The sequence below is a fragment of the Thalassovita taeanensis genome, from assembly GCF_900110775.1.
GTDB lineage: Bacteria > Pseudomonadota > Alphaproteobacteria > Rhodobacterales > Rhodobacteraceae > Litorimicrobium > Litorimicrobium taeanense.
Genome location: NZ_FOEP01000019.1, coordinates 24,934 through 49,666, shown reverse-complemented (window position 1 = coordinate 49,666; position 24,733 = coordinate 24,934). Strand labels below are relative to the sequence as shown.

Sequence of the window (24,733 nt, the reverse complement as noted above, 5' to 3'; positions counted from 1 at the left end):
ATCCGGTTGGCCAGGGCATCGGGGGAAAACCCCGCAAAAACAATCGAATGCACCGCACCGATCCGGGCGCAGGCCAGCATCGCATAGGCCGCCTCGGGGATCATCGGCAGGTAAATCACCACCCGGTCGCCGCGCATCACGCCCTGCGACAACAGCACATTGGCCATCCGGCAGGTCTTTTCGTGCAGCGTTTTATAGCTGATATGCTGCGCCGGAGTGGCGGGATCGTCGGGCTCGAACAGGATCGCGGTCTGATCGCCGCGCGTCGCCAGATGACGGTCAATGCAATTGGCAGCGACATTCAGAACGCCGTCTTCGTACCATTTGATATCAATCTGACCCGGCGCAAAGGAGGTGTTCTTGACCTTCGTATAGGGCGTGATCCAGTCCAGACGCTTGCCCTGCTCGCCCCAGAACCCCTCAGGATCCGAAACCGACGCCGCATAAAGCGACGCATAACCAGACGCATCAACATGCGCATCACCCGCAAAAGCGGAAGGAACTGCGTGAGTTTTTTCGGACATTGGAAACCTCGGTCTTTGAGTGGCGTGTGGCGCTTTGGCGGAAACTAGATGGCTAGATATTCTTCGCGCAATTCCTTATTTTGCAGCACTTCGGCGGCAGATCCATCAAAAACGATGGTGCCAGTGTCAAGGATAACCGCGCGGTCGGCAAGTTCCAGCGCGCGCACGGCGTTTTGTTCGACAATAACGGTGGTGATGCCTTGTTCCTTGATGGTGCGCAGGGTTCGCTCGATCTCGTCTACAATCACTGGGGCAAGGCCTTCGTAGGGCTCATCCAACAGCAGAACCTTGATGTCGCGCGCCAAGGCACGGGCAATGGCCAGCATCTGCTGTTCACCACCCGAAAGCGTTACGCCCTCTTGGCTGCGCCGCTCGCCCAGACGCGGGAATAGCTCGTACAGGCGCTCGATCGACCAGCCGATGGGCGGGGCAATCTGTGCAAGTTTGAGGTTTTCTTCAACTGTCAGGCCGGGGATTATGCAGCGGTCTTCGGGCACCAGCCCGATGCCCAGTTGTGCCGCCTCATAGGCCCGTTTCAGGTGTAGTGGCTGGTGATCCAGCCAGACCTCGCCCTTGGTAATCTGCGGGTCATCCATCCGGGCGATCGCACGCAGGGTCGAGGTTTTGCCCGCCCCGTTTCGGCCTAGCAGTGCTAGAATTTCGCCCTCGTGCACGTTGAAGCTGACACCCTGAACGATATAGCTTTCGCCGTAATATGCGTGGATATCCCACACAGACAGAAAGGCGGGGGCGGTTTCGGCGAGGTTCTTGCCTTTGGAGAAATCGGGTTTGACGTTCATGTTGGTTTCTCCTGTTACGCGCTTTCGCCCAGATACGCTTCGCGTACCTTGGGATTGCCCTTGATGTTTTCCGGCGCGTCCTCGACCAAGGGCGTGCCCAAGGCCAGAACGGTGATCCGGTCGGCGAGCGAAAACACCACATGCATGTCATGTTCAATGATCGCCATGGTAATGTCACGCTTTGCCTTGATCTCTTTCAGCAGATCGATGGTGTTGTTGGTGTCGGCGCGCGCCATGCCTGCGGTGGGTTCGTCCAACAGCAGGAGTTTTGGTTCCTGTACCAGACACATCGCCATTTCCAGCCGCCGCTTGTCGCCGCGTGACATCGAGGCCGAATGCATGTTTCGCTTGTCTATCATATTGACGTCGATCAGCATTTGTTCGGCTTTTTCGATCAGATCTTTCTGGCCAAGCATATCACCGACGGCGTTCAGCTTGAACGCGCCGTCGCGCTTGGCAAAGCAGGGGATCATCACGTTTTCGAACACCGTCAGGTCGCCGAAAATCTCGGGCGTCTGAAATACCCGCGAAATGCCCATCTGGTTGATCTGATACGGCTTGCGCCCCAGCACAGACTGCCCGTCGAACATCACCGATCCCGTGTCGGGGATCAGCTTGCCCACCAGAACGTTCAGCAGAGTGGATTTGCCCGCACCGTTTGGTCCGATGATGGCGTGGACCGTGTTTTCCTTAACGCTGAGGTTCACATTGCCCAGAGCTTGCAACCCGCCGAAGCGTTTGTTGACGCCTTTGACTTCAAGGATACCCATGATGTGCTCTCCTTATTCCGCAGGTTTGGTTGTGGTGTCGGTCTGGTCGGCTTTGCCGCGGCGAAACAGCCGGGCAATGCGTTGACCACCTTCGACAAGCCCGCCGGGCAGGAAGATCACCACCAGCATGAACAGAATGCCCAGCGTCAGATGCCAGCCTTTGCCGATGAAGGGGTGGAGCACCCCGACAATTAGGTTTTCCAACCCATCAGGCAGCAGGCTGAACCAGCCATGCAGAACGTTGTCGTTGATCTTCGAGAAGATGTTCTCGAAATACTTGATGAAGCCTGCGCCCAGAACCGGACCGATCAGGGTGCCGGCACCGCCGAGGATGGTCATCAGAACGACCTCGCCCGACGCGGTCCATTGCATCCGTTCGGCACCTGCCAGCGGATCCATTGACGCCATCAGGCCACCGGCAAGACCGGCATACATGCCCGAGATCACGAAGGCCGCCAAAGTATAGGGCCGCGGATTCAGGCCGGTATAGTTGACTCGGTGCTGGTTCGATTTGATCGCGCGCAGCATCATGCCGAAGGGCGATCGGAAGATGCGGATCGCCAGATAGAAGGCAAGCAGCAGCATTACAGCACAGAGATAGTAGCCGACATTAAACTGGAACAGCCAGGCCCCCAGATCCATCTGATAGGTCGAGCGCAGCTCGATCCCGAACAGCGAGGTTACGGGGATGCCGCCGGTTTCGGACACCGACTGGCCCAGAACGCGCGGGTCCTGCAGTGTCAGTTGGAGGCCGGTTTCGCCGTTTGTAATGGGCGTCAGCACCGAATAGGCGAGATTGAAGCTCATCTGTGCGAAGGCCAGCGTCAGGATCGAGAAATAGATTCCCGAACGACGCAGGCTGACGAACCCGATCAGCAGAGCGAACAGGCCTGAGACGATGACCGACAGCATGATGGCGGGGATCACGTTCATGCTGAGCAGCTTGAACATCCAGACGGCGGAATAGGAACCGACGCCCAGAAAGGCCGCGTGACCAAAGGAAAGATAGCCCGTCAGGCCAAACAGGATGTTGAAGCCGATGGCAAAGATGCCAAAGATCACAAACCGCTGCATCAAGTCAGGGTAACCCGCGTTGAACTGCGCCATGGCGCTGCCTTCGGGGAAGGGGTTTAGGATAAAGGGCGCGCAGAGCGCCAGAACGGCGACGACCAGCAGCAAAGTGGCGTCTTTTTTGGTGAGACCCAGCATGGATTAGTCCTCCATCACGCCCTTGCGGCCCATCAGGCCACGCGGACGTGTCAGCAGAATGATAATAGCGACGAGGTAGATGATGATCTGGTCAATGCCGGGGAACAGCGATTTGATCTCGTTCATCGAGGAAAAGCTTTCCAGAATACCCAGCATGAAACCGGCCAGAACAGCACCGGGCAGGCTGCCCATGCCGCCGACGACCACCACAACAAAGCTGAGTACGAGGAAATCCATACCCATGTGGTAGTTCGGAGAGTTGATTGGCGCATACATCACCCCCGCAAGTCCCGCGACGGCTGCCGCAAGGCCGAACATGATCGTAAAGCGCTTGTCGATGTTGATACCCAGTAGGCCCACGGTTTCGCGGTCTGCCATGCCTGCGCGCACGACCATGCCGAAGGTGGTGAATTGCAGGAAGGCAAAGACACCGCCGATAATGACCGCAGAGAAGGCAAAATAGACCAGACGCCAGTAGGGATAGATGATCACGTTGGGATCAATCCCCAGAAGGGCGCCGAAATCGAACGAACCACGAAACGCGTCGGGCGCGGGGGTGGGAATAGGGTTGGCCCCATAGAAATACTTGATGACTTCCTGCAGCACGATGGCTAGGCCGAATGTCACGAGGATCTGATCGGCATGAGGGCGCTTGTAGAAGTGCTTGATCAGGCCGCGTTCCATGATGAAACCGATGCTGATCATTATCGGGATCGAAAACAGGATCGACAAAGGCACCGCCCAGTCGATGATCGCTGCCCCGGTTTCCGGGCCGAACCAGCTTTCGATATAGGGAGTTTTGATCTTGGCCGGATTGCCAAGAAAGTCAGTCCTTGTTGGATCGATGGTTTCGAAACTCAGGTTGAGGATTTTCGACAGAGTCACGGCACAGAACGAGCCGATCATGAACAACGCACCGTGGGCGAAGTTCACAACCCCCAATGTGCCGAAGATTAGCGTAAGCCCCAGCGCGATCAGCGCATAGGCTGAGCCCTTGTCGAGCCCGTTCAGGATTTGCAGGATGATTGCGTCCATTGTCCCCACCTTGGGTTTTTATAAATTGGCGACCGCCGTCGCAGACAGGCACACAGACAGAGCGCGCCCTTGGGCACGCTGTCTGAAACGGGGGCGCGCGCAAGGCGCGACCCCGAGTTGGCCGTAGATTAAGCGCCCGGGTTGCAGGCACCCAGCGCGCCGCCCGCGAACATCGGGTGATCAGGGGCGTATTCGACCTGACCGCGCGGTGTCACTTCGACGATTTCCAGCAGGTCATACTCGTTGGCAGGGTTTTCCTTGCCGCGCATCACCAGCACGTCTTTGAAGCACTGGTGGTCTGCACCGCGATAGAAGGTCTTGCCATTGCCCAGACCGTCGAACTCGAAATCTTCCAGAGCCTCGACAACGGCACAGGGGTTGAACGAACCGGCCCGCGCCACAGCATCCGCATAGAGGATGGTCTGTGCATAGCAGGTCTGAGCCGCGTTCGACGGCGGGAAGCCGTATTTAGTGCCGAAGGATTTCACGAACGCTTTGGTGCCCTCATCCTGCAGGGTCCACGACCAGTTGGTCGAGCCAAGGATGCCTTTAATGTTGGCACCAGCGCCTTTTGCCATCAGCTCGGAGTAGAGCGGCACGACGATTTCAAAGTTCTTGCCGTTCACCTGCTTGTCGCGCAGACCGAACTGTACAGCCGCAGTCAGCGAGTTGACCATGTTTCCGCCGTAGTGGTTCAGGACCAGAACATCGGCGCCCGAGTTCAGAACCGGCGCGATATAGGACGAGAAATCGGTCTGAGCCAGCGGGGTCAGCACGTTGTTGACGGTCTGCCATCCCATGGCTTCGGTCGCGGCTGCAATCGATTCCTGCTGGGTCCAGCCCCAAGTGTAGTCGGCCGTCAGGTGATAGGCGCGACGCTCAGAACCGTAGAGTTTCTGCAGCACGGGTGCCAGTGCGGCGCCCGACATGTAGGCGTTGAAGAAGTGGCGGAACCCGTTGGCTTTTTTGTCTTTGCCGGTCGTGTCGTTCGAGTGGGTCAGACCCGCCATGAAAATGATGCCAGCCTCTTGGCAGAGGCCCTGAACAGCCACAGCCACACCGGAGGACGATCCGCCCGAAATCATGATTGCGCCGTCTTTTTCGATCATCGACTTGGCCGATGCGCGCGCAGCATCTGATTTGGTCTGGGTGTCACCGGTCACATATTTGACCTCTTTGCCCATGATGCCGTTGCCTTGCAGCGCTTTCGAGCTGAAGGTGTTCAGCATTCCGCCGTCACCGCCGCCGTTCAGATGTTCGACCGCCAGCTCAAACGCGCGCAGCTCGTCTGCACCTTCGTCTGCATAGGGGCCGGTCTGCGGCACGTTGAAGCCAAGGGTCACTGTGCTACCGGTTGGCGCGTTGGTAAAGCCGCTGTGGCTTGCGGCGCTCAGATACGTTGGCAGCGCCAGACCAGCGCCAGCAACGGCACCGGTTTTGAGCACGCCGCGGCGAGTCAGGTTGGTTTTGGACATGGAATCCTCCCGTTTCGTGAAGTGTGGAGTGCGCCTCCTCTGCGACCCCACGCGCACTATTGTGCAAATTCATTATCACGCCGTAAAAGAAAATTTCGCAACAATGGCTTTTAACGAAACGATTTTTTTGTAAACTAATCCACAATACCGTAGTATGCTGTGTAAAGAAATTTTTCCGCGGTGCAGAAACGCATTGAAATTGATAGGAAAAGAAAATGTCGCAACGTCAGTTGACTGGGTCTCGGATCCGCGAGCGTCGGATCATGCAGGGGCTGAGGCAGGCTGATCTGGCCAGAACGGTCGGTATCTCGGCATCCTACCTGAATCTGATCGAACATAACCGGCGCAGAATCGGTGGAAAGCTGTTGCTGGCGCTGGCATCCGCACTGGGGGTCGAGCCGTCATCATTGACCGAAGGGGCTGAAGCGGCGCTGATTGCGACCCTGCGCGAGGCGCGCGCTGCTGACCCCGGTGCTGCGGCCGAACCGGATGCGCTGGAGGATTTCGCCGGGCGGTTCCCCGGCTGGGCGGTGCTCTTGGCGCGGCGGCATCAACGGGTGCTGGAGCTAGAGCGCACGGTCGAGACGTTGACCGACCGGCTGACTCATGATCCGCATCTGGCGGCTTCGATGCATGAAATGCTGTCGACTGTGACGGCGATCCGCTCGACCGCAGGTATTTTGGCCGAAACTGCCGGGCTGGAACCCGAATGGCGCGATCGCTTTCATCGCAACATAAATGAAGATGCACAGCGGCTGGCGCAAAGCTCTCAGGCATTGGTGGCGTATCTGGACGGTGAAGTTGAAGCCGAGACCAAGCTTGGATCTCCGCAGGAAGAGCTGGAGGCCTTTCTTGTCGAGGCGGAGCATCACTTTGCCGAACTGGAAAAGCCCGGAGGCACACCTGAGGCTGTCGTGCAGGCGGCCGAGGTGCTTCAATCTGCGGCGGGACGGTCTTTAGCGCGGGCGTATCTTGAGCGCTATGTGGAGGATGCGCGGAAAATGCCGCTGGAGCAGGCGCTGAAGGCCCGCGCCGAGTTGGGGCCGGACCCGTCAGCATTGGCGCTTCGGTTTGGGGTTAGCTTGCCGTTAGCGATGCGTCGGCTGGCGGAATTGCCTGCGCGCGACGGCGAGGCGCCCGTGGGGATGGTCAGCTGTGATGCCTCAGGCACGTTGGTGCTGCGCAAGGCGCTGCCAGGCTTTGCGCTGCCACGGTTTGGCGCGGCCTGTCCGCTGTGGCCGCTGTTTCAAGCACTGTCGCGGCCGATGGTGCCAATCCGCCAAGTGGTGCAGCAGGCCGGACGCGGCGGCGGCGTGTTTCGTACCTATGCAATTGCGCAGCCTGCCACCGAAGTCAGCTTCGAGGAGGAGCCGCTGTTCGAGGCCCATATGCTGATCCTGCCGGTTGAGACGCAGGTGCGCTTGCAGGACAGACCCAAAGAGGTCGGTGTCAGTTGCAGGATTTGCCCGCGCGAGGCCTGTGCGGGACGGCGTGAGCCGTCGATCCTGACGGATGGGTTTTGACTTGTCGCCGAAACTTGGCGATAAATAGCCGAAGTAACATGTGACGGACGCTCAGGGGGGACGATGGCATGGGCAAACGTGTCCTTGTGATCGAGGATGAGCCGAACATCATTGAGGCGATCAGTTTTATTCTGTCGCGCGATGGCTGGACGGTGGATACTCATTCAAATGGTCATGACGCAGTGGAGGTGGTGCGCCGCAAGGCGCCCGATCTGGTGATTCTGGATGTGATGCTGCCGGGTAAAAGCGGATATGATATCTTGACCGAGTTGCGTCACGATCCGGTGACGCAGACATTGCCGGTGCTGATGCTGACCGCGCGCGGGCAGATCAAGGATCGCGAGCTGGCCGAGCGGATCGGGGCCAGCCGGTTCATGACCAAACCGTTTTCCAACGCCGAGGTGCTGGAAGTGTTGCGCGAGTTGGTGCCGCAATGAGCAAGAAGCGCCCGACGCTGTTTCTGGAGCGCCGCAGTTATCGGTTGCGCCGGGTGATGGATGCGGCGCGAATGCTGCCGGTGATTGGCGCGATGCTGTGGGGGGTGCCGTTGCTTTGGGCCGCTCCGGGGGGAGACCACGGCGTTTCGACCTCGCGTGCGATGCTCTATGTGTTCGGGGTATGGATCGTGCTGTCGGCGGTGGCGCTGTTCTTGTCTCTTTGGCTGAACGAAGGGGCCGAGGGCGATCCTGCGGAGGGCCCCTAGTGGCAACGCTGAATATCCTTGTTGCAGTCTGCCTAAGCTATGTTGCGCTGCTGTTTGCGGTGGCATTTCTGGCTGAGCGTGCGGCACTGCGCGGGCGCGGCGGGTGGTTGCGCTCGCCGATCGTCTATACGCTGTCGCTATCAATCTACTGCACGGCATGGACGTTTTATGGTGCGGTGGGCTATGCGGCGCGGTCGGGGCTGGAATATCTGACGATCTACATCGGTCCAACACTGGTGATGATCGGCTGGTGGTGGGGACTGCGCAAAATGGTGCGGATCGGGCGCACCCAGAGGATTACCTCGATCGCGGATCTGATTTCCTCGCGGTATGGCAAATCGAACCTGCTGGCGGTCTGTGTGACCTGCGTGGCGGTGATCGGCACCACGCCCTATATCGCGCTGCAACTGCAATCGGTAACACTGTCTTTTGCCAGCTTCGCCCAGTCCGATCCGCAGGTGATGCAATTTGCCGACAGCAAAATCACGGCCCTTTGGGTGGCAGTGGGGTTGGCGCTGTTTACCGTTCTGTTTGGCACGCGCAATCTGGATGCTAACGAGCGTCACCATGGCGTGGTCATGGCTATTGCACTGGAGGCGGTGGTCAAGCTGTTTGCCTTGTTGGCGGTCGGGGTGTTTGTTGTCTGGGGCGTGGGTGGTGGCGTCAGTCAGACCCTTGCGCGGATCGATGCATCGGACATTGGTCAGTGGCAGGTACAGGGGGGACGCTGGACCGCGCTGATTTTCCTGTCTGCAGCGGCGTTCCTGACCCTGCCGCGGATGTTTCAGGTGCTGGTGGTGGAGAATGAGGATGAAAACCACCTGCGCACGGCCAGTTGGGCCTTTCCAACATATCTGATGCTGATGAGTCTGTTTGTGGTGCCGATCGCGGTGATGGGGCTCGAATTGATGCCTGAAGGCGCCAATCCGGATCAGTTCGTGCTGACCGTCCCGCTTAGCCAAGGGCAGGATGGTTTGGCGATGCTGTCGTTCCTGGGCGGGTTTTCCTCGGCCACGTCAATGGTCATCGTGGCGGCGATTGCGCTGTCGACGATGGTATCGAACCATGTCGTGATGCCGATCTGGCTGGGCCTGACCGGTGGCGGGGCGATGATCTCGGGCGATGTGCGCCATGTAGTGTTGCTGGCGCGGCGACTGTCGATCGCGGGGGTTCTGGCGCTTGGGTATTCCTATTACCGGTTTTCCGGTGGGGGCGAGGCGCTCGCCGCCATCGGGCTGATTTCCTTTGCTGGGGTGGCGCAGTTTTTGCCTGCGCTTCTGGGCGGCATTTTCTGGCGCGGGGCCACGCGGATCGGTGCATTAGCCGGGTTGGGGGTTGGGTTTTCCGTCTGGGTTTACAGCTTGTTTTTGCCCAGTTTCGGCGCGGATGTGTTTCTAAGTACCGGCTTGATGCAGCAAGGCCCGATGGGGTTGGGGTGGCTGCGGCCGCAGGCGTTGTTTGGCATTGCCGGGTTGGACCCGGTGGTGCACGCGGTGCTGTGGTCGATGTCGCTGAACGCGGGGACGTTTATCCTGATGTCGCTACTGAGTTTTCCCGAACCGCTGGAGCGATTACAGGGCGCGCAGTTCGTCAACGTGTTCCAGCATTCCGGAAATCCGCAGGGCTGGTCCGGTGGCGTGGCACAGTCCGAAGATCTGATGGTGATGGCGCAGCGCATCCTCGGTCCGGTCGAGGCGCAAAGCCTGTTCCAGCGTGAGGCCGAGGCGCAGGGGCTGGTCGGGTATTTGCCAGAACCGACGCCCGATTTCCTGCAAACTCTGGAGCGTGAGCTGTCCGGATCGGTCGGGGCGGCGACGGCGCATGCAATGGTGGCGCAGATCATGGGGCGGGCGACTGTATCGGTTGAGGATCTGCTGGCAGTGGCTGACGAAACCGCGCAGATGATGGAGTATTCCAGCCAACTTGAGGTAAAATCGACCGAGTTGACCCGCACTGCGCGGCAACTGCGGGCGGCAAATGAAAAGCTGACGCAATTGTCGGTGCAGAAAGATGCGTTCCTAAGCCAGATCAGTCATGAGTTGCGTACGCCGATGACCTCGATCCGGGCATTTTCGGAAATCCTGCGCGATGCCGACGGGTTGAGCGAGGCTGAACTGACCAAATACGCCTCGATCATTCATAGCGAGGCGATCCGTCTTACCAGGCTGTTGGATGATTTGCTGGACCTGAGTGTGCTGGAGAATGGTCAGGTCAGCCTGAATATCCAGCGTGGGGTGTTGTCAGAGGTGCTGGATCATGCGGCGTCGGCGACTGGAGCGGAAAGCAGCAGTTTGCGGATCATTCGTAAAAGAGGCAGCGAGGCCGTGCAGATGCAGACCGACCTTGACCGTTTGAGCCAAGTGTTCATCAACCTGATTGCCAATGCCCAGAAATATTGCGACGCAGATAGGCCCGAACTAACGATCCGTGTGCTGGAGCGCGATGGCTATCTGATCATCGACTTCGTCGACAATGGCACGGGTATTCCGTCGCAGGCTCAGGGATTGATTTTCGAAAAGTTTAGCCGCGTCAGCGACCAGAAGGCTGGGGGTGCGGGGCTTGGCTTGGCGATCTGCCGTGAAATCATGGCGCGCTTGGGTGGGGCAATCACCTATCTTCCGGGGCAGGGAGGGGCTGCATTTAGGGTCAGCCTGCCAATGAAAGTCAGCCTTGCAGCGCAATAAACCTGTGACTGTAAAGACTGTGGTAACTTCTGTCGTCCTAGAGTGGCCTGAAGGATCCGCAGAAGCGGTGCAGAGGTCATGGGTAGCATGCGTTCAGATACAGTTCTGCGCCGCAAGACGGCGGCCTCGAAAGAGTGGCATGAGGCGCGCGTCATGTCTCCACGTCGGGCCTTGCGGTTGGCACTGTGCCGCACTGCCGAAGTGGGGCTGTCGCTGCCGCTGGCAGTTTCTGGGGTAGAACGGTTTCGGACCGACCACGGCTCACTGATGGCGATGCTCGACGAAAGCGGGTTGATGGTCTGTGTTGAGGCTCCGGGGCAGGTGCGCGGGGTTATGGTGCTGGACCTTCAGATTCTGACCGCGTTGATTGAAACCCAGACCATCGGGTATATTATTTCACGCTCGGCGCAAATGCGTCCGACGACACGGACTGACGCGGCGATTTCGATGCCGCTGGTCGATGGCACGCTGCGCGAGTTCGAGGCGGAGCTTGCCCGTCAAGAAGATGCCTCTTGGACCAAAGGCTTTCGCTTTGCCAGTTGGGTCGAGGAAAAGCGCGCTTTGGGTGTAGCCTTGACCGCGACCACGTTTGAGACGTTTCACCTGACGCTTGATATTGGTGACGGAGATCGGAAGGGCGAGGTTCTTTTGGCCTTGCCGCGCCCCGATCCAGTATTCCAACCCGCGCCTGAGAGCAAAGTCGATGCACAAGATGCGGGGCTGGGGCGCGGTCTGATGGAGGCAAAGGCGAAGCTGGACGCGGTGCTGCTGCGGCGGGCGATGTCGCTGGAAGAGGTTGGGCAGCTACGGGTTGGGGATGTGTTGATGATTCCACCGCGCGCATTGGCCGAGGTGCAGTTGGAAGGCGTTGGCCGACAAGTGGTGGCCTCGGGCAGTCTGGGACAGATCAACGGGAACCGGGCGTTGCGATTGACAGCATTGGGGGCACCAAACTCCGCTGAACAGGCCCCGGAGGGTGAAGCTTCTGAGCAGGTTTCGGTCGATCTGGCAGATGCTGGGCTAATCGAGCAAAAGAAAAAACCACGGATGGCGCGGCCTGCAGACGTGCCGATGGCTGCGACGGAGATACCGCTTTTGGGCGACGGTGCCGAAGAAGGGGCTTCTCTGACACAGGACACAGAGGCCTTGTTGTCCGAGCTAGGGCTTGATCTTCTCGAAGAGCACGAACAGGGACTCTATCCCGCGCCCGCGCTGCAGTCATGAAGCATGTATGCGAACGATCAGACCAAGCTGCGTTCAGCCTTGATTTTCCAGTCGGGGGCGCAGCTGATCAAGCATATACCCCGCCGCAGCGGTCATGCTTAGGATCTCATCCGCCGAACGGTGTCCTGCCTGCGACAAAGCCCAGATCACCGAGCAGCGTGTGCCTGAAGCGCAATAGGCCAGAACAGGCCCATCGGCTGTATCAATCGCACCGGATTGTTGCGCCACACGCTCAGGTGTCATGGTCTGATGTGTGAGGGGCAGGATCACGAAATCCAGCCCGGCATCTTGTGCGGCGGCGGCGATGGCCGCCGCCTGATGTGAGGCTGGAACCTCTTCATCCGGGCGGTTGCAGATCACGCGGGCAAACCCGGCCGCCTTGATCGCAGGCAGATCCTCTGCACTGATTTGCGGCGACACGGAATAGCGGGGCGTGATCTGACGGATATCCATACGGCAGCTTTATTCTGCGGGCAGGGCCCTGTCCAGCCTCAGCCGCAACATCGGCGCAAGATACATCCCTGCCAACATTGCCGCGACAAACACCCAGTGCCCCGGGCCGCCATAGGAAAGCGATGCAATGGATGGCCCCGGGCACAGGCCCGCCAACCCCCAGCCGAAGCCGAACAGGACCGAACCCAGCACCAGATCGCGGCCGATCTTGGGTTCGGGCGGGGTCGGAAAATCGCCTCCGACCAAAGGCTTACGCCCCGGAACGAAAGCCCAGGCGATGGCCATGGGAATGATCGCCCCGCCCATGACAAAGGCCAGCGTTGGGTCCCAGTCCCCAAATACATCCAGCCAACCCTGCACCTTAGCCGTGTCCGTCATGCCAGAGATAAACAGGCCCGCCCCAAACAGGCCCCCCGCGATGAACGCATAGATCAGACGCATCAGACAATCCCCAGAAGATGACGGAACAGGATGACGGCAATGCCGCCAGCCCCGATATAGAATACAGTGGCCACGATTCCGCGCAGTGAAAAGCGCGAGATTCCGCAGACGCCGTGTCCAGAGGTGCAGCCATTGGCAAAGCGCGTTCCGATCCCCACAAGGAGGCCTGCCGCAACGATCACGGCGAAATTGCTGGTGATATGTGTGTCAACGGCCCGGTAGAGAGGATAAAGTGGTATCGGCAGCAGGAACACCCCTGCCAAAAAGGCCGCGCGCTCTTTCCAGCTGTCCCAGCCGCTGCGATCCACGAGGCCACCAAGAATACCGCTGGCCCCCATGATGCGGCCATTAGCCAGAAGGTATACTGCCCCTCCTGAGCCGATCAGCAAACCGCCAATCAAACCCCAGATCCAATCTTCCTGCATTGTGATGTTTCCTGTTATCGTCCGTGAGTGGTGGAAAAGACCGCGTCTGTGTTCGCCCCAGCGCGGCCTTGGTGAGAGTGGCCCGGCAGGCGGGCCGGAGTTACAATTTGTTGATCGGCACCTTGAGGAACACATCCCCTTTTTCATCCGCAGGCGGCATTTGACCCGCGCGCATGTTGACCTGAAGGGATGGAATGATCAGCTTCGGCATCGCAAGAGTTGCATCGCGAGCGTCACGCATCTTAACAAATGCGTTTTGATCCTTGCCTGCGCCCACATGGATATTGCGGGCCTTCTGTTCGCCGACAGTGGTTTCCCAAGCATACTCATCGCGACCGGGTGCCTTGTAGTCATGACCGACGAAAATCCGGGTTTCATCCGGCAGGGCCAGAATTTTTTGGATCGAAGCAAAAAGCGTTTCGGACGATCCGCCAGGGAAATCACACCTCGCGGTGCCGAAGTCCGGCATGAAGAGCGTATCACCGACAAATGCGGCATCGCCGATTACATAGGTCAAGCATGCAGGGGTGTGGCCGGGAGTGTGCAGCACATCACCACGCAGCTGGCCAATATGAAAGCTGTCGCCCTCGACAAACAGCTGGTCGAATTGCGAGCCATCGCGCTGAAACTCGGTGCCTTCGTTGAAGACCTTGCCGAACGTATCCTGCACGATACGGATATTGTCGCCAATTCCGATCTTGCCGCCAACCCGTTCCTGAATATAGGGCGCTGCAGAAAGGTGATCGGCGTGTACATGACTTTCAAGCAGCCATTGCACATCCAGATTTTCTGCGCGGACATAGTCGACGATTGCATCGGCGGATTTGGTATCAGTGCGCCCTGAAGAGTAGTCGAAATCCAGCACGGAATCGATCACAGCACAGGCGCTGCCTGAAGGGTCGCGCACGACATAGGAGATGGTGTTTGTCGCCTCGTCAAAGAAGGCGGTAACGACTGGGTTCATGTTGCGTCCTCCGTTTAATTTAACATATAAGCTTTTCTGCATGTGAGGCAAGCCCAGTTTGAAATTCGAGCCCTGTGCGGGAATTGATGTGTATCAAAGCGGGTCAGTAACGGCTGTGCGAGTTTTCGGTGGTAACAGGAGAACCGCGAAATGACACTTATCGAACAACGCCGCGCCGCGCTATTGGCCCGATTGGCAGAATTGGACAGCCGTCTTCACGCGATTGAAGCCGAGCTTGAGGTGCCGCATGCCAAAGACTGGGATGAGCAGGCCGTTGAGCGCGAAGGCGAAGAGGTTCTTGAGCAACTGGGGCAGGCTGGACAAGACGAAATTCGTCGCATTCGGGCAGCGTTGCACCGTATTCGCGTCGGTGAGTATGGAGTTTGTGTTCAGTGCGGCGAGCAGATTTCTGCTGAGCGACTGGACGTTCTGCCCGCGACGCCATTGTGTAAGAGCTGCGCCGCCCAACGCGATTGAAACTTAGCGGCAACCCCGAGGAGGGAATGACGAGATGGACGAGAAACTATACCTGAACAAAATCAAAATGTTGGAGGCCAATATTGCCGCTGCAGACGACGCGGGTAAGCTGGCCTTTCAGTCCGAACTGCACAAGGTGATCGCAGAGATGCGCATCGCGGGGGTCGCAGTGCCTCTACACCTGCAAGAGCTGGACGAACAGCTCACAGATGAAGCCACGGAATCGCGCTTCGACAACCTGCCAATCTGAAACAATAGTACCTCAAGCCGCAGAAAAGATTGCCTTTCCGCCTCGGCATTTTGCACATACTCTTAAGAGTATTGATGATGCTGTGGCGGGTGTGCTGCGCAAGGAGGTCTGGTGTCGGCGTTGGTTGGATACGAGTTGCACGATGGTATTGCCTGTCTGCGGCTAAATAATGGGCCTCAGAACCTGCTGTCTCAAGCGCTCAGACAGGCGCTGTTGCAGCAATTGCAAACCTGTGCCGATGATGGGCAAGTGCGCGCGGTCGTGCTGTCTGCGAATGGCGCAATGTTTTCTGCCGGTCTTGAAATGCGGGAACTTGAGCACCCTGAAGAGGTGCCGACTTTGTCAGACTTGTGCTTGACGGTTGAACGGATGGACAAGCCGGTCGTCGCCGCGCTGCGTGGGGTTGTGCTGGGCGGCGGGTTGGAGTTGGCGCTGGCCGCCCATGCGAGAGTGGTTGATCCGCGGACGCGGATCGGAATTACCTGCCTTCCGCTGGGGTTGCTCCCGTCGGCAGGGGCCACGCAGCGCGCTGCGCGTTTATTGGGAGCGGGGCGAGCGTTGGGAGTTTTACTGTCAGCGCGGGGCGTGATTGTAGGGTCCGAAGCGGCGCGCGGTTTCGCAGATGAGATCGCTCAGGATACACCCGAAGCAGCAGCGATTGCGATGGCCCTGCGGCTGCTGGAGCGGCCCGAAGAGTGGGTGCGTGGCCGCGAGAGCGAAGAGGGCTTTGCCGATCCGATTGCGTATCAGACGCAGATCGCCGAATGTCGGGCCCGGTTTGGCAATAAGCTTCCGCCTGTCGAGAAAAAGCTTGTGGACTGCGTAGAGGCTGCCATCCTGCTACCGTTCGAGGCGGGGTTGGCCTTTGAGGAGGCTGCGGCGGAGGAATGCCGCCTCTCGGAATACTCTGCCGGAATGCGACACGCGTTTTTTGCACAGCGACGGGCGGCGAATATCCCTGAACGGCAAGCCGCGAAGGCATTTCCGGTCAATGTTGTCGGGATTGTCGGGGGCGGTCCTCCGGGGGCGGCAATCACAGTGACCTGCCTATTGCATGGGCGAAAGGTGATCTTGTTCGAGCGCAACGCCGAGGCTGTTGCTGCGGCAAAGCAACGTGTTGACGCTGCATTTGGAGAGTTGGTCCTGTCCCGCAAGGTGAGCGCAGAGAGCCGTGTGGATCAGTCGAACCGGCTGGAATTTGTCACCGATCTTGTCCGGCTGGCCGAGGCTGATCTGTTGATCGAAACGGTGTCTGACAACATGAAGACCAAACAGCAGGTCTTTGCCGCATTGGGACGTGTAGCCAGGCCAGGTGCGGTGATGGTTAGCAACTCTGCTTTGCTGTCCGTGTCGGATATTGCGGCCGCCTCGGAGCGGCCCGACGATGTTCTGGGGCTGCATTTTCACGGTCCCGCGCATCAGGCTCCGCTGGTTCAGCTTATTCCTTCCGCCCGAACAAGTGCTCAGGCGCTGGTGACGGCGGCGGATTTCTCGGGGGATCTGGGCAAGGTGGTGGTGCGCACCGGCACAGGTGGCGGGACGATGGGGGAGTCCCTCATGTGGGCGCTACGCGAAGCGGCCTTTGGTATGATGGTGCAGGGTGTCGCCCCCACAAGGATTGATGCCGCACTGGCGGAATTCGGTATGGTGCATGGTGTTTTTCAGGCGCTGGACCGGGCCGGGCTGGACGTGACCCTGTCGCGGATGGCCTTGCTTCATGGACATAATGATCTGCCCGGTGAGCACATGGCGCTACTGTCCACGCTGGTCGGGGCAGGGCGTATTGGGCAACGGGCAGGGCACGGGGTTTATCGGTGGTCGGACGCCGGAGAACCTCACGAAGATCCGGTGCTGAGCAGGTTTTTCCCCGCGCTTGCGCAGTCCCCCCTGCAGATAGACGATGATGCGATCGTGCTGCGCTGCATCGCCGCGATGGCCAATCAGGGCGCAAAGCTGCTGCGCGCAGGGGGCGCGCTGCGACCGTCAGATATCGATGCGGTGATGGTTCTGGCGCACGGCTTTCCCAGACACCGCGGCGGGCCGATGAAATCGGCCGATATGGCGGGGCTGTTCACTGTGCTGCAAGAACTGAAGCGGCAGGCTCCAACAGCCCCCGATTTGTTTGCGCCAGACCCCGGTTTTGCCGCGTTGGTGCGCAATGGCGAGGCATTTGATGTGCTGAATCGGTTAGGGCGCAACCGGCGGCGTATACCAGGTTAAGCGACCCCGATTGCGATGCTATCAGTCGAGAAAAACGCCAACCACAACCATCATCAGTCCGATTACCGACAGAAACAGCGCGCCAAGATTGACCGGTACTACTTTTTGTACGGCGGCGCGCAGAGCCTCGTCGCTCAGTCCAGCGCGCTTGGCAGCGGCGATCTTGAAGATACACCAGATCAGCCCCGCCAGCCCGGTGACTGAAACCAATGCCCCGATCCAGATCAACCCTTCCATAGTCCATTCTCCCACGCTGTTTCATGCTGCGGGTACCCGATTGCCGTCGCAATGGCAACGCGACGCAATTTCGCAGATGCCACCTTGCAGGCTGGACGGGGGAAGGTTAGGGAAATGAAAAACCGGATGGAGGCAGCCCATGGACGAGACCACATTGCAAGATAGCTACAAGGTGACTGCTGATGAGCTGCGCCAGTTCATCGAGCGGTTCGAGCGGCTGGAAGCCGAGAAGAAAGACATTGCCGACGCGCAAAAAGAGGTGATGGCCGAGGCCAAGGGGCGCGGTTACGACACAAAGGTAATGCGCAAAGTAATTGCCCTGCGCAAGCGCGACCAGAACGACATTGCCGAGGAAGAGGCCGTTCTGGAAATGTACAAAGAAGCACTTGGCATGAGCTAACTCTGGATCGGGGTTCGCTGGGGGCAAGGAACGGGGCGGTTCTGTCAGGGGGGCTGAACGCCCTGCATTATGTCGCGATCATCTGCACCCCGGGAATGCGCGAAATCTGGAAAACATCATCGTCGTAAAATTCGGTGAGGTCCTCAATCAGCTCATCTGTCCAGCCGGGCAGATCGACCTCTTGCTCGATCTCGTTCTCCAGCGCGAACTTGTCCAGAAAGGCTGCGATCACCCTTCGCTTCTGGATTTCATTCATCACCGGATGTGTTTTGAGGTAGGCGCGAAAGCGTTTCATGCCTTCTTTACTCATAATCTCGCTTAGCAGGTCAAACCCGCCAGAGATCTTGGCGTTCGGCTCCAGCCCGGCCATGTCACGGATCAACTGAGCCCAAAGCAACGGTGTGTCCTCATTGCACCAGATCGTCATCTGCACCGAAGGGACGGCCTCGCGTAGGCGCAGGATCAGTTCGCTCCACCGTATATAGCGCGGATCGGTTCCGCCCATGAAATCCATGAAATCGCCGCCCGGAGATTGCGAGAAGACTGCGGGTAGAAAGGTGGCCGGATTGCGGATGGCCATGAATAACTCCACCTGATCCGCAGCAAACAGCTCGCAAAATCGTGCCAGCTTTTCCTCGGCCCCAGGATAGATAACGCCCTTGTTGATGGCGGATTTGGGGACAGAAAAGAAATTTTCGTTCGATAGCACCAGCCGATCGGGTGGATCGCTTTCGAGGATCGCATCCAAAAGCAGAGCACGGGCGTCCGGGGCGGGCGGGGCCTTGCCCATCGCCTGAAGCGTGTCCCGGATTAGGCGACGATACCGCGAAGGGCCGGGCACCACGATGCCCTGTTCGCTCAATGCACCACTGTTCTTCAGAAGGCATTTGATCAGCCTGTCTTCATCTGTGTTATGTGCACCTGCGTGAAGAACGACCTGCATGCTTCTCCTGTGGCGTGGCTATCGTTAACTGTCGCCAGTATAAGCTGTTTTCTGGACAGTTAAACCGGATTCAGGCAAGGAAGCCGCATGAGTGACACAACGCCAAATGTGCAACGCATCAAAGCGGGCCACCACCGCGTAAGCCTGTGGTCTGTCGGAGCCATTGTGATTGCCGCTATTGTCATGCTGCCGATCGCCGCTGTGGTGTGGATAGCGCTGACGCCGGGCGACAATATCTGGCCACACCTGTTGTCGACGACCCTTCCACGGTATCTGCGCACGACAGTGGTACTGATGTTGTCTGTGGGCATGTTGGCGGGGGCGGCGGGCACCGGGGCCGCATGGATGATTACACGCTATCGTTTTCCGTTGTCGCGCTGGTTAGAATGGCTGCTGCTGCTTCCGCTAGCGATCCCTGCCTATATCGGAGCATATGCGTTGGTGGATCTTCTGGAGTATGCCGGGCCGGTGCAGACAGGGCTGCGTGCTTTGATGGGCTGGGAGTCTGCGCGTGACTACTGGTTCCCGCAGATCCGCTCTCTGGGGGCGGCGGTGATTGTGCTGGCGGCGGCACTTTATCCTTATGTCTATCTTCTGGCACGCGCCGCGTTCAGAGAACAATCCGGCGCATCTGAGGAAGTGGCCAAGTCGCTGGGAGCCGGTGGATTCGAGCGGTTCCGCAGGGTGGGGCTGCCACTGGCGCGGCCTGCGATTGCGGCGGGCATGGCGATCGTGATGATGGAAACGGTCAATGATTTTGGCACGGTGGATTATTTTGCGGTGCAAACACTGACCACCGGAATTTTCAGTGTCTGGCTGGAAAGTAACAATGCCGGGGGGGCGGCGCAGATCGCCTGCGTTGTGCTGGTACTGGTGGTTTTTCTTGTTACGCTGGAGAAAATCAGCCGTCGCAGGATCCGGTTCTTCAGCCTGTCCAACAGTCATCGGGCTGCCAACAAGACCGATCTCAAAGGAATGGCTGGCTGGCTGGCGACGCTGGCCTGCCTGATCCCGTTCGGAATGGGCTTTGCGCTGCCTGCCGTGGAAATCTTGCATCATGCTATGCTGAATACTGAGCGATGGTCGGATCCGGGGCTGTTGCGCGCGTTGATCAATACTTTGACGGTTGGGGGGACCGCAGCCGTTCTGACCGTGCTTGCCGCAGTGTTCATGGTGTACGGTGTGCGCCTGTCGGGACGGGCGCTGCCACGTCTGTTGCTGCCTCTGACAACCATCGGGTATGCCGCGCCGGGGGCCGTGCTGGGGGTGGGTATTCTGATCCCACTGGCTGCGCTGGACAACACGCTGGCCGATGCTGTCGAGGCGCTGACGGGATTTGATATCGGGCTGGTTTTGACCGGGTCGGCGCTGGCGCTGGTCTTGGCATACGGGGTGCGATTTTTCGCGATTGCTCAGGGTGCTGCTGATGCGGCAATGGATCGGGTGTCGCCTAGTTTGCCAATGGCGGCGCGGTCGCTGGGGCGCACGCAGGGGCAGGTCTTGGGGCAGATCTATTATCCGCTGATCCGGGGCTCGATTGGATCAGCGCTGTTGCTGGTCTTCGTCGATTGCGTCAAGGAACTGCCTGCAACGCTGTTGTTGCGGCCTTTCAATTTCAACACGCTGGCGACGCGCGTGCATGATCAGGCCTCGCTTGAAAATCTTGGGAACGCGGCCCCGGCGGCGATATTGGTGATCGGTGTCGGGCTGGTTGCGGTGGCAATGCTGGCGCGCGCCTCTCGCTGAGGGCAGGATTCGCGGGCAGGGAGGCTCCGCGCGCATTCTTTTGAAATGAAGGGGTTTTAGTCATTCTGTCACAGAGCTAGGGTTAACTTCATGGCAAGACGTATGCCGTAGCCCTGAGCGTGTCAGGCACGCGCCACGCGACGGCGCGAGCCCGGTTCCGGACCAGTCGCACGAGGCAGAGCAACGCAGAAGGACCGTTCAATGGAAAGATATGCCGTCTTTGCCGGGGTTGTGGGGCTGACGCTCCTTTCGGCGCTTGGCCTGATATGGAGCGCTTGGTATCTGCTGCCGCTGGCCGCGTTTGGTGCACTGGCATGGTTGGGGCTGCGTGACGTCACGCAAACGCGCCATTCCATTTTGCGCAACTATCCAGTCGTCGGACATTTGCGGTTTTTGTTCGAAGAAATCCGCCCGGAAATTCGACAATATCTGATCGAGAGTGATCAGGATGAGGAGCCGTTTTCGCGTGATGGCCGCTCGTTAATCTATCAGCGTGCAAAAGGTGTCGAAGATAAACGGCCTTTTGGAACCAAGCTGCGGGTTTACGATTCGGGCTATCAGTGGCTGACCCATTCGGTTGTGCCCAAGCATATCACCGATCATGATTTTCGCGTGCGTATCGGCGGGCCTGATTGCAAGCAGCCTTATGATGCGTCAATCTATAATATTTCTGCGATGAGTTTCGGTGCGCTGTCGGCAAATGCGATTCTGTCGCTGAACAACGGCGCTAAAAAGGGCAACTTCGCCCACGATACGGGCGAAGGCGGGATCAGCCGCTATCACCGTGCAGGGGGCGGCGACCTGATCTATGAAATAGGCTCGGGCTACTTTGGCTGCCGCACAGAAGATGGTCGGTTCGATCCCGAGAAATTCCGCGAACAAGCGGCGTCGCCACAGGTCAGGATGGTTGAACTGAAGCTGAGCCAGGGGGCTAAACCTGGTCATGGCGGGATGTTGCCAGCCTCAAAAATTTCGCCCGAGATCGCTGAGGCGCGGGGGATCCCGATGGGGATAGATTGTATCTCCCCGGCGTCGCACCCGGAGTTTTCGACTCCGATTGAGTTGATGGAGTTCATCGGCCGCATGCGCGAGCTATCAGATGGGAAACCTGTCGGCTTCAAGCTGTGCATCGGTCACAGACGCGAATTCATGTGCATCGTGCGCGCCATGCTTGAAACTGGAATCGTGCCGGATTTTATTGTCATTGACGGGAAAGAGGGCGGCACTGGGGCGGCACCGCTGGAATTTGCCAACCATATGGGCATGCCCTTGGTCGAGGGATTGACGTTCGCGCACAACACTCTGCGCGGTGTCGGGTTGCGCGACCGGATCAAACTGGGCGCATCGGGCAAACTGGTGACGTCGTTCGATATTGCCAAAACACTTGCGCTTGGTGCGGATTGGGCCAATTCGGCGCGTGGTTTCATGTTCGCGGTGGGCTGTATTCAGGCGCAGGCCTGTCACACCAACCATTGCCCAGTGGGCGTGGCCACGCAGGATCCGCTGCGCCAGCGGGCGCTGAACGTGGCCGACAAATCCGAGCGGGTCTATCGTTTTCATGATAATACACTAAAGGCACTGGCCGAGATGACCGGGGCGGCGGGACTGGATCACCCAGGTAAATTTTTACCTCACCATATGCTGATGCGTGAAAAGGACCGGGATATGGTTACCGGCGAGCAGGTTTACCCATATCTGCCCGAGGGTTTTTTGCTGCGCGGAGAGCAGGATAAGTTCGGTTATCTTGAACGCTGGCAACGTTCCAGTTCAGAGAAGTTTGAACCGATCGACACTCGATACGTTTAGTCTCGACTAATTTGAATCTCGCGCATCAGCGTGCCAGTGGCGCGGCTGAAGACCAGAATACGATCATCCTCGGTGACGACCGCGTACCATCGCCCGGTTTGGGTGAAGGCCAAAGCCTCTGTACCGTTTGGCAGGACAAGGCTGTTGGGTAAATCCGGGCCGGGATCTCGGAAACGGATGACAATCAGTGTGATGATCACTAGAAGGCCAGCAATCATAGTGCCAGTCAGTCCCGTGACCAACAGGCGCAGAAACCTGAGATTTGCCGCATTGACCGGCTGAGGGGAATTTTCCATGGGCACTATCCGCCTGTCCATCCGGATCCATGCTGATCCGCCTGCGCGCCTTGATAAAGCGCTTTCACGTGATGTGCCAGAAGATGCGTCGCTGTCGCGGACTCGTTTGGCGCGGCTGATCGCCGATGGCCACGTGTTACACAACAGGCAGGTGGTCACCGACGCTAAAGTGCGGGTCAAAGAGGGCGACATCATCGACATAACGGTGCCGCAGGCCGAGGACAGCCACATCGGTCCCGAAGACATCCCGCTTGAGGTGATTTTCGAGGATGACGACCTGATCGTGATCAACAAACCCGTGGGCATGGTTGTGCATCCGGCACCTGGCACACCGACGGGCACATTGGTGAATGCGCTGCTGCATCATTGCGGTGATACGCTGTCGGGGGTGGGGGGCGAAAAGCGCCCGGGTATCGTGCACCGGATCGACAAGGATACCAGCGGGCTTTTAGTGGTCGCAAAATCTGATCGCGCCCATCATGGGCTGGCCAAGCAGTTCGAGAAACACACGGTTGAGCGGTATTATCAGGCTGTCTGCTATGGCGTGCCTGATGCCAATGACCCGCGCTTGCGCGGCGTGCGCGGTATCAGTTTTGAGGCTGGCAATATTATGAGGGTAACCACGCAGCTGGCCAGGCACAAGACTGACCGGCAAAGACAGGCTGTGCTGTTTACCGGCGGGCGCCATGCGGTAACGCGGGTGCGGATTGTGGAGCCTTTCGGGGCGCCTCCGGTTGCTTGTCTCGTGGAATGCTGGCTGGAAACCGGGCGCACCCACCAGATCCGGGTGCATATGGCACACGCAGGTCATTCGCTGATTGGCGATCAGACCTATGGCGGTCGACGCAAGCTGGCGGAAAAGGCAATTGGTGCTGCGGGCCTTGCCGCTGCACGCGATTTTCCGCGCCAAGCGCTTCATGCGTCGGTTCTGGGGTTTGTCCATCCGGTGACGCAAGACGTGCTGCGGTTTGAGGCCCCTTTGCCAGATGATATGACACAGCTGATTGCGGCGCTGCGGCTTGTTACTCAGGGCTGAAATACAGATACACCTGCGCGTGAGTGCACTGATATACTGATTTTCCTGCGACGGATGTGCGCGTATATAACGTATTAGACGTTATAATGGCCCTTGAACGTCGTGTTTCGGGTGCCTATGTGGATGTTAAGCTCTTAAACATTGATGCGAGAGGAACAGGGATATCATGAGCAACTATGCAAATCTTCCGGCACCGACCCCCGAAGGCGGACTGAATCGCTATCTTCAGGAAATCCGCAAATTTCCACTGCTGGAGCCAGAAGAGGAATATATGTTGGCCAAGCGCTGGGTCGAAGAGCAGGATACTGCCTCGGCTCACAAAATGGTCACGAGTCACCTGCGCTTGGCGGCCAAGATCGCCATGGGCTATCGCGGCTATGGTCTGCCGCAGGCCGAGGTGATTTCTGAGGCTAATGTTGGCCTGATGCAGGCCGTAAAACGGTTCGACCCGGAACGCGGCTTTCGTCTGGCGACCTATGCGATGTGGTGGATCCGCGCCTCGATTCAGGAGTATATTCTGCGATCATGGTCGTTGGTGAAACTGGGCACGACCTCGGCGCAGAAAAAGCTGTTTTTCAATCTGCGTAAGGCCAAAGCCAAGATTGGCGCGCTTGAAGAAGGTGATCTGCGTCCTGAAAACGTTAAACGGATTGCCACCGACTTGGGTGTCACCGAGGCTGAGGTGATCAGTATGAACCGGCGTATGTCCGGGGGCGATGCTTCGCTGAACGCGACGGTCGGCTCTGAGGGCGAGGGGACAATGCAATGGCAGGACTGGCTGGAAGATGAAGACGCGGACCAAGCCGCCGATTACGAAGCGCGTGATGAACTGGATACGCGCCGGGAAATGTTGACCCAAGCCATGGACGTGCTCAATGATCGGGAACGCGATATTCTGGTGCAACGTCGGCTGACTGATAAGACTGTAACGCTTGAGGATCTGAGCACACAGTACAGCGTAAGCCGGGAACGTATTCGTCAGATCGAAGTGCGCGCCTTTGAGAAACTTCAATCTCGGATGCGCGAACTGGCAGCGGAAAAAGGCCTGATGGCCGAAGCCTGAGTCTTGTTCCACCCCGCCATATTGGCGGG

General features: G+C 58.6%; 26 protein-coding genes. 13 read left to right on the top strand and 13 right to left on the bottom strand.

The window, feature by feature from the left end; genetic code table 11:
• From BSF79_RS18145 to BSF79_RS18120, 6 genes are all read right to left on the bottom strand, one after another.
• The coding region (locus BSF79_RS18145) for an acetyl-coenzyme A synthetase N-terminal domain-containing protein (protein WP_139246490.1) at window positions 1-524 on the bottom strand (524 nt) is incomplete at its 3' end.
• 44 nt (window positions 525-568) lie between these two features.
• Window positions 569-1,324: an ABC transporter ATP-binding protein gene (locus BSF79_RS18140; RefSeq protein ID WP_090271251.1), complete on the bottom strand. Its 756-nt coding sequence runs from the start codon at window positions 1,322-1,324 to the stop codon at window positions 569-571.
• 14 nt (window positions 1,325-1,338) lie between these two features.
• The gene (locus tag BSF79_RS18135; RefSeq protein ID WP_090271250.1) at window positions 1,339-2,094 is read right to left on the bottom strand and encodes an ABC transporter ATP-binding protein; all 756 of its coding nucleotides are present in this window, start codon (window positions 2,092-2,094) and stop codon (window positions 1,339-1,341) included.
• A gap of 12 nt (window positions 2,095-2,106) precedes the next feature.
• Entirely contained in the window at window positions 2,107-3,303 is a 1,197-nt protein-coding gene (locus BSF79_RS18130; RefSeq protein ID WP_090271249.1) for a branched-chain amino acid ABC transporter permease, read from the bottom strand.
• Between the two features lie 3 nt (window positions 3,304-3,306).
• Window positions 3,307-4,338 (bottom strand): branched-chain amino acid ABC transporter permease, encoded by a 1,032-nt coding sequence (locus BSF79_RS18125; protein WP_090271248.1) that lies wholly within the window; start codon window positions 4,336-4,338, stop codon window positions 3,307-3,309.
• Between the two features lie 128 nt (window positions 4,339-4,466).
• Entirely contained in the window at window positions 4,467-5,813 is a 1,347-nt protein-coding gene (locus BSF79_RS18120) for a substrate-binding protein (protein WP_090271247.1), read from the bottom strand.
• 215 nt (window positions 5,814-6,028) lie between these two features.
• On the opposite strand from BSF79_RS18120, the gene BSF79_RS18115 reads away from it, so the two are divergent.
• The 5 genes from BSF79_RS18115 to BSF79_RS18095 all read left to right on the top strand — a co-directional run bounded on the left by BSF79_RS18115 (window position 6,029) and on the right by BSF79_RS18095 (window position 11,947).
• Window positions 6,029-7,336, top strand: coding sequence for a helix-turn-helix transcriptional regulator (locus tag BSF79_RS18115; protein WP_090271246.1), 1,308 nt, complete (start codon window positions 6,029-6,031; stop codon window positions 7,334-7,336).
• 68 nt (window positions 7,337-7,404) lie between these two features.
• Complete coding sequence (locus BSF79_RS18110; RefSeq protein ID WP_090271245.1) at window positions 7,405-7,773, top strand: response regulator transcription factor; 369 nt, start codon at window positions 7,405-7,407, stop codon at window positions 7,771-7,773.
• Complete coding sequence (locus BSF79_RS18105) at window positions 7,770-8,039, top strand: hypothetical protein (RefSeq protein WP_090271244.1); 270 nt, start codon at window positions 7,770-7,772, stop codon at window positions 8,037-8,039. The genes BSF79_RS18110 and BSF79_RS18105 overlap by 4 nt, the downstream gene beginning before the upstream one ends.
• Window positions 8,039-10,723 (top strand): ATP-binding protein, encoded by a 2,685-nt coding sequence (locus BSF79_RS18100; RefSeq protein WP_090271243.1) that lies wholly within the window; start codon window positions 8,039-8,041, stop codon window positions 10,721-10,723. The genes BSF79_RS18105 and BSF79_RS18100 overlap by 1 nt, the downstream gene beginning before the upstream one ends.
• A gap of 87 nt (window positions 10,724-10,810) precedes the next feature.
• Window positions 10,811-11,947, top strand: a complete 1,137-nt coding sequence (locus BSF79_RS18095; protein WP_175545374.1) for a FliM/FliN family flagellar motor C-terminal domain-containing protein — start codon at window positions 10,811-10,813, stop codon at window positions 11,945-11,947.
• A gap of 33 nt (window positions 11,948-11,980) precedes the next feature.
• Here BSF79_RS18095 and BSF79_RS18090 read toward each other — a convergent pair whose 3' ends face one another.
• From BSF79_RS18090 to BSF79_RS18075, 4 genes are all read right to left on the bottom strand, one after another.
• The gene (locus tag BSF79_RS18090; protein WP_090271241.1) at window positions 11,981-12,400 is read right to left on the bottom strand and encodes a protein tyrosine phosphatase family protein; all 420 of its coding nucleotides are present in this window, start codon (window positions 12,398-12,400) and stop codon (window positions 11,981-11,983) included.
• Between the two features lie 9 nt (window positions 12,401-12,409).
• The gene (locus BSF79_RS18085) at window positions 12,410-12,841 is read right to left on the bottom strand and encodes a DUF6691 family protein (protein ID WP_090271240.1); all 432 of its coding nucleotides are present in this window, start codon (window positions 12,839-12,841) and stop codon (window positions 12,410-12,412) included.
• Entirely contained in the window at window positions 12,841-13,266 is a 426-nt protein-coding gene (locus BSF79_RS18080; protein WP_090271239.1) for a YeeE/YedE family protein, read from the bottom strand. The genes BSF79_RS18085 and BSF79_RS18080 overlap by 1 nt, the downstream gene beginning before the upstream one ends.
• Window positions 13,267-13,366: 100 nt before the next feature.
• The gene (locus BSF79_RS18075) at window positions 13,367-14,230 is read right to left on the bottom strand and encodes an MBL fold metallo-hydrolase (RefSeq protein ID WP_090271238.1); all 864 of its coding nucleotides are present in this window, start codon (window positions 14,228-14,230) and stop codon (window positions 13,367-13,369) included.
• Between the two features lie 150 nt (window positions 14,231-14,380).
• On the opposite strand from BSF79_RS18075, the gene BSF79_RS18070 reads away from it, so the two are divergent.
• The 3 genes from BSF79_RS18070 (at window position 14,381) to BSF79_RS18060 (ending at window position 17,177) form a co-directional block, all read left to right on the top strand.
• Window positions 14,381-14,707 (top strand): TraR/DksA family transcriptional regulator, encoded by a 327-nt coding sequence (locus tag BSF79_RS18070; protein WP_090271237.1) that lies wholly within the window; start codon window positions 14,381-14,383, stop codon window positions 14,705-14,707.
• A 34-nt stretch (window positions 14,708-14,741) separates the two neighbouring features.
• Window positions 14,742-14,957, top strand: coding sequence for a hypothetical protein (locus BSF79_RS18065; RefSeq protein WP_090271236.1), 216 nt, complete (start codon window positions 14,742-14,744; stop codon window positions 14,955-14,957).
• Window positions 14,958-15,068: 111 nt separating this feature from the next.
• Complete coding sequence (locus tag BSF79_RS18060; RefSeq protein ID WP_090271235.1) at window positions 15,069-17,177, top strand: 3-hydroxyacyl-CoA dehydrogenase NAD-binding domain-containing protein; 2,109 nt, start codon at window positions 15,069-15,071, stop codon at window positions 17,175-17,177.
• A gap of 21 nt (window positions 17,178-17,198) precedes the next feature.
• On the opposite strand, the gene BSF79_RS18055 is transcribed toward BSF79_RS18060, so the two are convergent.
• Window positions 17,199-17,414, bottom strand: a complete 216-nt coding sequence (locus BSF79_RS18055; RefSeq protein ID WP_090271234.1) for a hypothetical protein — start codon at window positions 17,412-17,414, stop codon at window positions 17,199-17,201.
• Window positions 17,415-17,553: 139 nt separating this feature from the next.
• Between BSF79_RS18055 and BSF79_RS18050 the strand changes: the two genes are divergently transcribed.
• Window positions 17,554-17,814 carry a DUF2312 domain-containing protein gene (locus tag BSF79_RS18050; RefSeq protein ID WP_090271233.1) on the top strand — a complete coding sequence of 87 codons (261 nt, stop codon included), beginning with the start codon at window positions 17,554-17,556 and terminating at the stop codon, window positions 17,812-17,814.
• A gap of 67 nt (window positions 17,815-17,881) precedes the next feature.
• Here BSF79_RS18050 and BSF79_RS18045 read toward each other — a convergent pair whose 3' ends face one another.
• Window positions 17,882-18,757: a hypothetical protein gene (locus tag BSF79_RS18045; RefSeq protein ID WP_090271232.1), complete on the bottom strand. Its 876-nt coding sequence runs from the start codon at window positions 18,755-18,757 to the stop codon at window positions 17,882-17,884.
• 87 nt (window positions 18,758-18,844) lie between these two features.
• Here BSF79_RS18045 and BSF79_RS18040 point away from each other — a divergent pair, with 87 nt between their 5' ends.
• Entirely contained in the window at window positions 18,845-20,503 is a 1,659-nt protein-coding gene (locus BSF79_RS18040; RefSeq protein ID WP_090271231.1) for an ABC transporter permease, read from the top strand.
• 201 nt (window positions 20,504-20,704) lie between these two features.
• Window positions 20,705-22,309: an FMN-binding glutamate synthase family protein gene (locus tag BSF79_RS18035; protein WP_090271230.1), complete on the top strand. Its 1,605-nt coding sequence runs from the start codon at window positions 20,705-20,707 to the stop codon at window positions 22,307-22,309.
• Here BSF79_RS18035 and BSF79_RS18030 read toward each other — a convergent pair.
• Window positions 22,306-22,605: a DUF6476 family protein gene (locus BSF79_RS18030; RefSeq protein WP_090271229.1), complete on the bottom strand. Its 300-nt coding sequence runs from the start codon at window positions 22,603-22,605 to the stop codon at window positions 22,306-22,308. The two genes, BSF79_RS18035 and BSF79_RS18030, sit on opposite strands and share 4 nt — an antisense overlap.
• Between BSF79_RS18030 and BSF79_RS18025 the strand changes: the two genes are divergently transcribed.
• Together BSF79_RS18025 and rpoH are read left to right on the top strand one after the other, a co-directional pair.
• The gene (locus BSF79_RS18025; protein ID WP_090271228.1) at window positions 22,604-23,641 is read left to right on the top strand and encodes an RluA family pseudouridine synthase; all 1,038 of its coding nucleotides are present in this window, start codon (window positions 22,604-22,606) and stop codon (window positions 23,639-23,641) included. The two genes, BSF79_RS18030 and BSF79_RS18025, sit on opposite strands and share 2 nt — an antisense overlap.
• A 166-nt stretch (window positions 23,642-23,807) precedes the next feature.
• Entirely contained in the window at window positions 23,808-24,704 is an 897-nt protein-coding gene (gene rpoH, locus BSF79_RS18020) for an RNA polymerase sigma factor RpoH (RefSeq protein WP_090271227.1), read from the top strand.
• Window positions 24,705-24,733: the final 29 nt, after the last annotated feature.